The sequence below is a fragment of the Mycobacterium helveticum genome, assembly GCF_007714205.1.
Taxonomy (GTDB): domain Bacteria; phylum Actinomycetota; class Actinomycetes; order Mycobacteriales; family Mycobacteriaceae; genus Mycobacterium; species Mycobacterium helveticum.
In genome coordinates, this window is record NZ_VMQU01000182.1 from 1 (window position 1) to 7267 (window position 7267).

Sequence of the window (7267 nt, forward strand, 5' to 3'; positions counted from 1 at the left end):
TTTTCCCTTGCACGAAGGGCATTTCCGTGTCACGACACAGCCATCACCCACATCAGGCTGAAAAATCAGGGTCTGAGCGAACATGAAGCCTTCGCTGCGGACCGTGGCTGGACCCCGGTCACCAGCCAATCGAGTCCCGACGACCACAAGGCCTACTACCCAGGCGCCACCCCGATCCACATCCGCATCACCGGCGATCAAGACAGCGGGCGCCTGCTCGGCGCCCAACTTATCGGACACCGCAGCGCCGAAATCGCCAAACGCGTTGACACCTACGCCACCTCGCTCTTCCACAACATGACCGTCAGCGCCCTTAGCGAACTCGACCTGTCCTACACCCCACCACTCGGATCGCCCTGGGACGCCACCCAAATGGCCGCCCAGGCATGGGTGCGCGAACACCAGCCCGCTACGGCCCGCCCCCGAATCGCCTGACCGGCGTCGGCACAGAATCGGGCGTCACCTCCTGCGTCCAGCCCGTTCGAGAGGCGGCCCGCCACAAGTGACGGCATCCGACCCCCGGCCCGTCGCCGTCAGGTCACCAGATGGTGCCGGGCAATCGGTTGGGGGGATGACTGGCAAATTGGCCCGGTTTCGCCACCGTGCGATGGGGTGACTGGGGCCATCCACGCGGGGCTTGCAAGATCGGTCTAACGTGGGCATATGACACAAATGGCTACGCCCGAGGGGCCTGCGACGCTCTATTTCGAGTTTCGCGTTGCCGGCCCGGAACATGACGCCGCCCTGGGGGCTCTTACGGAGCGGGCTTCGGCATGGCGCCGGGCGCCGGGTTTTCTCACCCTGATGCTCAAGCAGATGAGCGGCGACTCGACCATGGTGAAGAACTACCCCGAGGCTTATAAGGGGGTCCTTGCCGAAGCGTATCTCGACGGCGTCAGGAACCATTCGCAGCCATATTTTTATTCGCTGTTCATCCGCTTTGCTGATTACACGCAACTGCAAACAGCGCAGATCAACGAGGATTTCGACCGAACGGTACTGCCGTTTCTTCACGCGGTAAGGCAAAGTTCGACCGGGATCGCCAAATCTGCCGCGCCCATGAGCGTCTACCGCGGCGTGTTTCAAACCATCGCCGCCGGCAACCGCGCGGGCATCTATACGACGACAGCGGAAATGACGGACTTCTTGCGTCATCCCGTCGAAGCCCCGGAAATCGGCACCGTCACGGTCGAGAACCATGTCATGGTCGCCGACGCCGGACATCTCGAATGGGAAAAGCTGGTTTTCCCACTTCTCGAGGTGGCGCAAAAAACCTATCAGCCAACTGATGACCCAAGCGGTATCGGCCAGCCCGGGGCCAAGGACAATCGACTTTATCGCAAAGCGCTATCGACCGAGATACTGCGCAACGCCTTCCCTGACGGCGGGTTGCGCGCCTACTTGTTCCACGGCGTGTGGGAGTCCGTCTGGGATCATGAAAACTCCCATCTGGACACCCGGCTTCAGGCGGCCGCGGGTCCTGTAGGAGCCGGGATCGAAATCGGCCCGGTCGAACCGTTCTATCTGACCCGGCTCCTGATCACGGCGTGAGCAAACTCTCTTCGTGGACGAGGGCACGGCCGGATCAGGAACAGGGCCGGCGGACCGCTTGGGTCATGTGTGCCTGCACGGTGAGTTCTGCAATGCCGGCGGTCAGCGCGCTCAGGGCTTCGGGGCGCAGCCGGTAGTAGGTGTATCTGCCGCACGGCTCGGCGGCGACGAAGCCTGCTTCGCGCAGGATGCGCAAGTGGTGACTGAGGGTGGACTGTCGCGCTCCGGTGTCTTCCATCAGATGGCAGGTGCACATCTGCTCGCGGGTAAGCAGGCGCACGATCTGCGCACGGAGCGGATCACCGAAGAGTTTCACGGCGGCCTCGGCGACGTCTGGTTGGGGCTCCGCGGCGCGTCCGGGCGCGCGTTCATCAACGGCAATGGCAGACATCAACATTTTTCAATGAGACGCTCTTGACCGGCCAGATGTCAACAAGCTAAAACGGCGACACAAGTGGTCTATGAGCTGATCTTTGTCGATCATCACCGGCAATTGGAGGCCTTGCGGAGACTCCCGTCACATCAGAATAGCTTGATCTATCGATCTGAATCGATGTAATGTGCGCGATTAGTGCATCGAGAAGGGGGCGACAACAGCAATGACTGTGGCCGCGATTCTGATCTTCCTTGTCACGCTCACCCTGGTGATCTGGCAACCCAAGGGCCTCGGCATCGGTTGGAGCGCACTGGGCGGCGCGGTCGTTGCCCTGGCGACCACGGTGGTCCATTTCTCCAATGTGCCGACAGTGGTGGGCATCGTCTGGAACGCGACCCTGACCTTCGTCGCCGTGATCATCGTTTCGCTGGTTCTCGACGAGTGCGGCTTCTTCGAGTGGGCCGCCTTGCATGTGGCCCGGTGGGGACGCGGACATGGGCGAGCGCTGTTCGTCCTGATCGTGCTGCTCGGCGCCGCGATCGCCGCGGTCTTCGCCAACGACGGCGCCGCGTTGATCCTCACCCCGATCGTGATGCAGATCATGCTGGCGCTGAAGTTCTCCCCGAAAGCAGCGCTCGGCTTTGTCATGGCCACCGGATTCATCGCCGACACCGGCAGCCTGCCCCTGGTCGTGTCCAACCTGGTCAATATCGTTTCAGCCGACTTCTTCCGCATCGGCTTCACCCGGTTCGCTATGGTCATGGTCCCGGTAGGCGTGGTGTCCGTGCTGGCCAGCCTTGCCGTGCTGCTGCTGTATTTTCGCCGCTCCATCCCGACGACCTACGATGTGGCCGCGCTGCGTCGTCCGGCGGATGCCATCACCGACCAGTTGACCTTCCGCGCCGGGTGGGTCGTGCTCGCATTGCTGCTAGTCGGTTATTTCGGTGCCGATCCGGTGGGAGTACCGCTCTCGGTTGTGGCCGGGACCGGCGCGCTGATCTTGATCGCGGTCGCCGCGCGCCGCCCGGCGTTCGCTTTCCCCGAGCCGGAGCGACAGCGGGTTTCGGCGCGGGAGGGTGCAGGCGGGGCCGACGACAGCATGCCGGAGCGCTCATTCGGCGATCCGGTGAACACCGCCGACCTGGCCGATTCCGTAGCAAATCGGGCGATGACCGACGACGACCGGTTGACCGCGCCGCGGCGGATCCCGGTCGGCAAGGTCATCCGTGAAGCGCCTTGGCAGATCGTGCTGTTCAGCATCGGCATGTACCTCGTCGTGTATGGCCTGCGCAACCAGGGCCTCACCGGCGAACTGGCGAAACTGTTCGGGTTTTTCGCGCGTCACGGCCTAGTCGGCGCTGCGCTCGGGGTCGGGGTGGCGGCAGCAGTTTTGTCGTCGATCATGAACAATATGCCCACCGTGCTGGTCGCCGCGCTGGCCGTCGGCGCCGTGCAGGCGACCGGGCTGGCCCACGAAGCCATGGTCTACGCCAACGTCATCGGCTGCGACCTCGGCCCCAAGATCACCCCGATCGGCAGCCTGGCCACCCTGCTGTGGCTGCACGTGCTCGATCGCAAGGGCCTGCACATTGGTTGGGGCCGCTACTTCCGCACCGGCGTCGTGCTCACCGTTCCGGTATTGCTGGTAACCCTGCTCGCCTTTGCCGGCTGGCTAACCGTCACCGGGACCTGACCCGCAAGTCCGGGGACCTCGGCCACGCCTGGAGAACACGGAAACGAATGCCGTGCAACGCGTGGAATGCGCCACGGAACTGCTAGTGGCATAAAGTCTTCGGTCGGTGCTGCCGGAGACAGACGCTGCAGCATGCGCTAATGCTTCGGGCGATCCACGACGCCCCTTACATTCTTATGTCAGCACCACCCTCGGGACCCCCTCGATGACCTCGCCGACCTCCCACCATCCGTCGGCGACCAGGGACCCGGAGTCGGACGGGTCGACAGCGGCGAGCAGCCCACCCGAGGTCTGCGGGTCGAGCGCCAGCGCTTCTGATGCGGCGTCCGCACTCGAGTCGAAGCGATCTGCCAGGTATACCCGGTTGCGGGCCTCGCCGCCGGTGCGGCGCCCGGCCTCGGCTGCGGCTCGGGTGCCGGCAATACACGGCAGGGACGAACCCTCGAAGCAGATGTCGACCCCGCCCCGCTCGGCCATCTCCCATCCGTGTCCGGCGAGCCCGAACCCGGTGACGTCGGTGACGGCATGCGGCGGCTCGTCGAGCGCCCAGAGGCGGGCAGCGGCCTCCCGGTTGAGGGATCGCATGCCGGCGATGGCCGCGGCTCGCGCCTCGTCGTCGCCGCTCGCCAGGGCAATGCCAGTGCCCAACGGCTTCGACAGCACGAGCCGGTCTCCGGGGCGGGAACCCGCCTTGCTCCAGAACCGGTCGGGGTGCACGATGCCCTGGACGGCCAGCCCGAAGATCGGTTCCTCGGAGCGGATGGTGTGCCCGCCCGCGAGCGTCCCACCGGCCCGAGTCACCGTGTCGGCCGCGGCGGCCAGGACCGAAGAAACCACTTCCGGCGGAAGGCGCTCGGGGAAGGCGGCCACGCTCAGGGCCAGCACGACGTGCCCACCCATGGCGAAGATGTCGCTGCAGGCGTTGGCCGCGGCGATCGCCCCGAAGTCGGCGGGGTCGTCGACGAGCGGGGAGAAGAAGTCGGTCGTCGACACGAGCGCGATGTCGGGCCCCAGCCGGCCGCACAGCCTCCGCATGCCGTCCACTCGGTCAGCTTGACAACTTCGGCCATGTTCCCGACCCTAGCCGGAATCGGGCGCCGGGGGTCCTGGGGCCGCGGTTGGCCGGGTCATGCGGGGACCGGCGATCCGCACATCGCCATGGCGGCGGGTGAGTCCCTGCCGATCAAGGTGCTCCAACAGGGGCAGGGCATGCCTCCGCGTGACGCCGAGCGCCTGGCGGGCCGCGGACACGGTGAGTCCATGCGGGTCGCGTCCGAGCAACTCCGCCATCACCTGAGTGGCCGCCTCGATCGCTGAGGTCGCGAACCACAGGCCGCCGGTCTGCACGGCCAGGCCGTGGCGCTCGAGCTCCCTGAGTGCACCGCGCGACGTCAGCGGCAGATCGGGCGGGCTCCAGGGTGCGGTCTCGAGCTGGGACAGGGCCTCCCGGGCGGCACTGCTCAGCCCGCTCGGGGCGCGTCCTGCCTCGTAGACGCGTCCCTGCACCACCACGGCTCCGGGTATCTCGGCGGCCAGCAGCGCACGTCGGCGCTCGTCGAAATTCGCCAGTTCGATGCCTACCTCGCCGGCCTTCTTGCAGACAGATACGACCTGGTCCCGGGCAGCCGCGATTGCGTCCGGGCCGACGACCCAGCGCCCCACGTTCGGGGGCCGGCGCTCCCCGGTGAGGCGCTCCAGCTGGCCGGCCTCGACCCAGCCCCGCTCGGCGATCACCCGGTCCACCGAAAGTGACGGGTCGGCGCGGGCCACGGGGAGCACGGGGTCAACATCGAGGATCTCCCCGCCGCCGATGGTCTCGGCCCTGCCCGCCTCTCGCAGCACAAAACGATCGCCCGGGAGAAGCGGCAGCCCCGGGGTCGAGAGCCACAGCCTGATCGGTGCACTGCTCCCGGGGGCAATCTCCCGCCGCCTGCCGAGCAGCCGCATACGCACCGGGATCTCGGCCGAGCCGATGTGAGCCGTGTAGGCACCGCGGTGGCTCACCGGATGCTCGACGGTCCCGAGCACCATGAGCGTGGCATCGATGACCACGCTGAGGTGCCACTGGCCCCGCCGCACGAGCGCCTGACCCCGATGGAGCTGACTGTGGGAGATCCCCGCCAGGTTCACCGCAACGCGCCGGCCGGGACGGGCTTCCCGGAGGCTCGCGTGGTGGCTCTGCAGGCCACGCACCCGGACTCGGCGGCCTCCGGGCTCCACGACGAGCTGGTTATCGACGGCCAGCCGGCCGCCGGTCAAGGTGCCGGTGACGACGGTGCCCGAGCCCCGAACGGCGAATGAGCGGTCCACCCACAGCCGTGGGCGGTCGCTGTCCACGGCAGGGGGCGTGCTGCCGGCCAGGCGGCCGAGCGCGGCGACCAAGGCGTCTGTTCCGACGCGGGCGGGAACATCCACCGCCACCATCTCGGCTTCGGCTAGGAACGTCCCGGCCAGGTGCTCGGCCACCTCCCAGGCGGCGAGCTCACGGCTGTCGTCGTCGAGCCCCGCCACCTTTGTGAGCGCGACCACGCCGTGGGAGACTCCGAGCAGCTCAAGGATGCGCAGGTGCTCCTCGGATTGAGCCTTCCAGCCCTCGGTTGCGTCCACGACGAAGAGGCAGGAATCGACGGCCCCGACCCCGGCCAGCATGTTCTTCACGAACCTGGCATGGCCCGGAACGTCCACGAAGGCGATGTCCTCGCCGCCGGGGAGTGTCGTGGCTGCGAAGCCCAGATCGATCGTCATGCCCCGCGCCCGCTCCTCGGCCAGCCGGTCGGGGTCGACCCCAGTGAGGGCCCGGACCAGCGTCGACTTTCCGTGGTCGACGTGCCCGGCGGTGGCGATGACTCTCAACGCCCCGACAGCGCCGCGGCCACAAACCGGTCCTGATCAGTCAGGAACGTGTGTGGGTCGCAGACGGTGCACCCCCTCACGAGTCCGGCGATTGCTCGTGGGAGCCACGACCGAAGCGACCCCACTTCGTCGCCGTCGACGGCGACGCCCAGGGAACGGATGGTCACGCCGGCCAGGGTGCCCCCTTCCATCACCAACTCACAGTCCACCACTTGCCCTTGCACCGCGGGTTCGCAGGTCAAACACATGGCTGCTGCACAATTGTCGACCACCAGGGCCGCTTCTGCGCCGCATGCTTGGTCGGACGGGACGTGACGTGCACGCACCGGTTGCCGATTCGACCACCTTATGGGCCAGGTAATCGACCGACGACGGGCGCTCCGGCACAATCGGAGGCTAGCTCCGGCACCCCGTCAGCACAAGAACTTCGGAACGCGCATCCCTGCCTTGCCGTATGTGTCCGCCCGCGGCAGGACCGGGCCGGCGGTCAGACCCAACGCGAGTTCCCCTCGTCCAGTGCAGCGCCACCGCCTGCTCGGCGCTCTTGCCTCGGCGGTCCGGCCGTGCCGACAACCCGGCCAACGCACCCTGCTCGGCGGCGCGGCAGATCACCGCCACCGTCGAGCCGTCGACCTTCCACTTGTCCGCGGCCTCGCGCTGCGTGCCCTGCCCAACCGAGGGCGCTTCGCGGGCACTTCTGATGAGGCACGTCGCCGACCGTAATGCATCACGTCAAGATGCCCGCGAAAGTTGATCCATGCATCACGTAAGGAATGCCCGCGAAACCGGGGTCA

5 protein-coding genes and 1 pseudogene are annotated in these 7267 nt (G+C 66.9%); 3 read left to right on the plus strand and 3 right to left on the minus strand.

Annotated elements, in window-relative coordinates; genetic code table 11:
- Together FPZ47_RS25435 and FPZ47_RS25440 are read left to right on the plus strand one after the other, a co-directional pair.
- Positions 1-435 (plus strand): annotated as a pseudogene (locus tag FPZ47_RS25435) (hypothetical protein); the annotation flags it as partial.
- A gap of 228 nt (positions 436-663) precedes the next feature.
- Positions 664-1551 carry a hypothetical protein gene (locus FPZ47_RS25440; RefSeq protein WP_144956721.1) on the plus strand — a complete coding sequence of 296 codons (888 nt, stop codon included), beginning with the start codon at positions 664-666 and terminating at the stop codon, positions 1549-1551.
- A 34-nt stretch (positions 1552-1585) separates the two neighbouring features.
- Here the strand turns inward: FPZ47_RS25440 and FPZ47_RS25445 are convergent, their stop codons facing one another.
- A complete protein-coding gene (locus FPZ47_RS25445; RefSeq protein ID WP_210420008.1) occupies positions 1586-1948 on the minus strand; it encodes an ArsR/SmtB family transcription factor in 363 nt (120 codons plus the stop codon).
- A gap of 202 nt (positions 1949-2150) precedes the next feature.
- Here FPZ47_RS25445 and FPZ47_RS25450 point away from each other — a divergent pair, with 202 nt between their 5' ends.
- Entirely contained in the window at positions 2151-3620 is a 1470-nt protein-coding gene (locus FPZ47_RS25450) for an arsenic transporter (protein ID WP_144956718.1), read from the plus strand.
- A 174-nt stretch (positions 3621-3794) separates the two neighbouring features.
- Here FPZ47_RS25450 and selD read toward each other — a convergent pair whose 3' ends face one another.
- Positions 3795-4655, minus strand: a complete 861-nt coding sequence (gene selD / locus FPZ47_RS25455; RefSeq protein WP_246133609.1) for a selenide, water dikinase SelD — start codon at positions 4653-4655, stop codon at positions 3795-3797.
- A gap of 45 nt (positions 4656-4700) precedes the next feature.
- Positions 4701-6473 carry a selenocysteine-specific translation elongation factor gene (gene selB, locus FPZ47_RS25460; protein ID WP_144956712.1) on the minus strand — a complete coding sequence of 591 codons (1773 nt, stop codon included), beginning with the start codon at positions 6471-6473 and terminating at the stop codon, positions 4701-4703.
- Between the last annotated feature and the right edge of the window lie 794 nt (positions 6474-7267).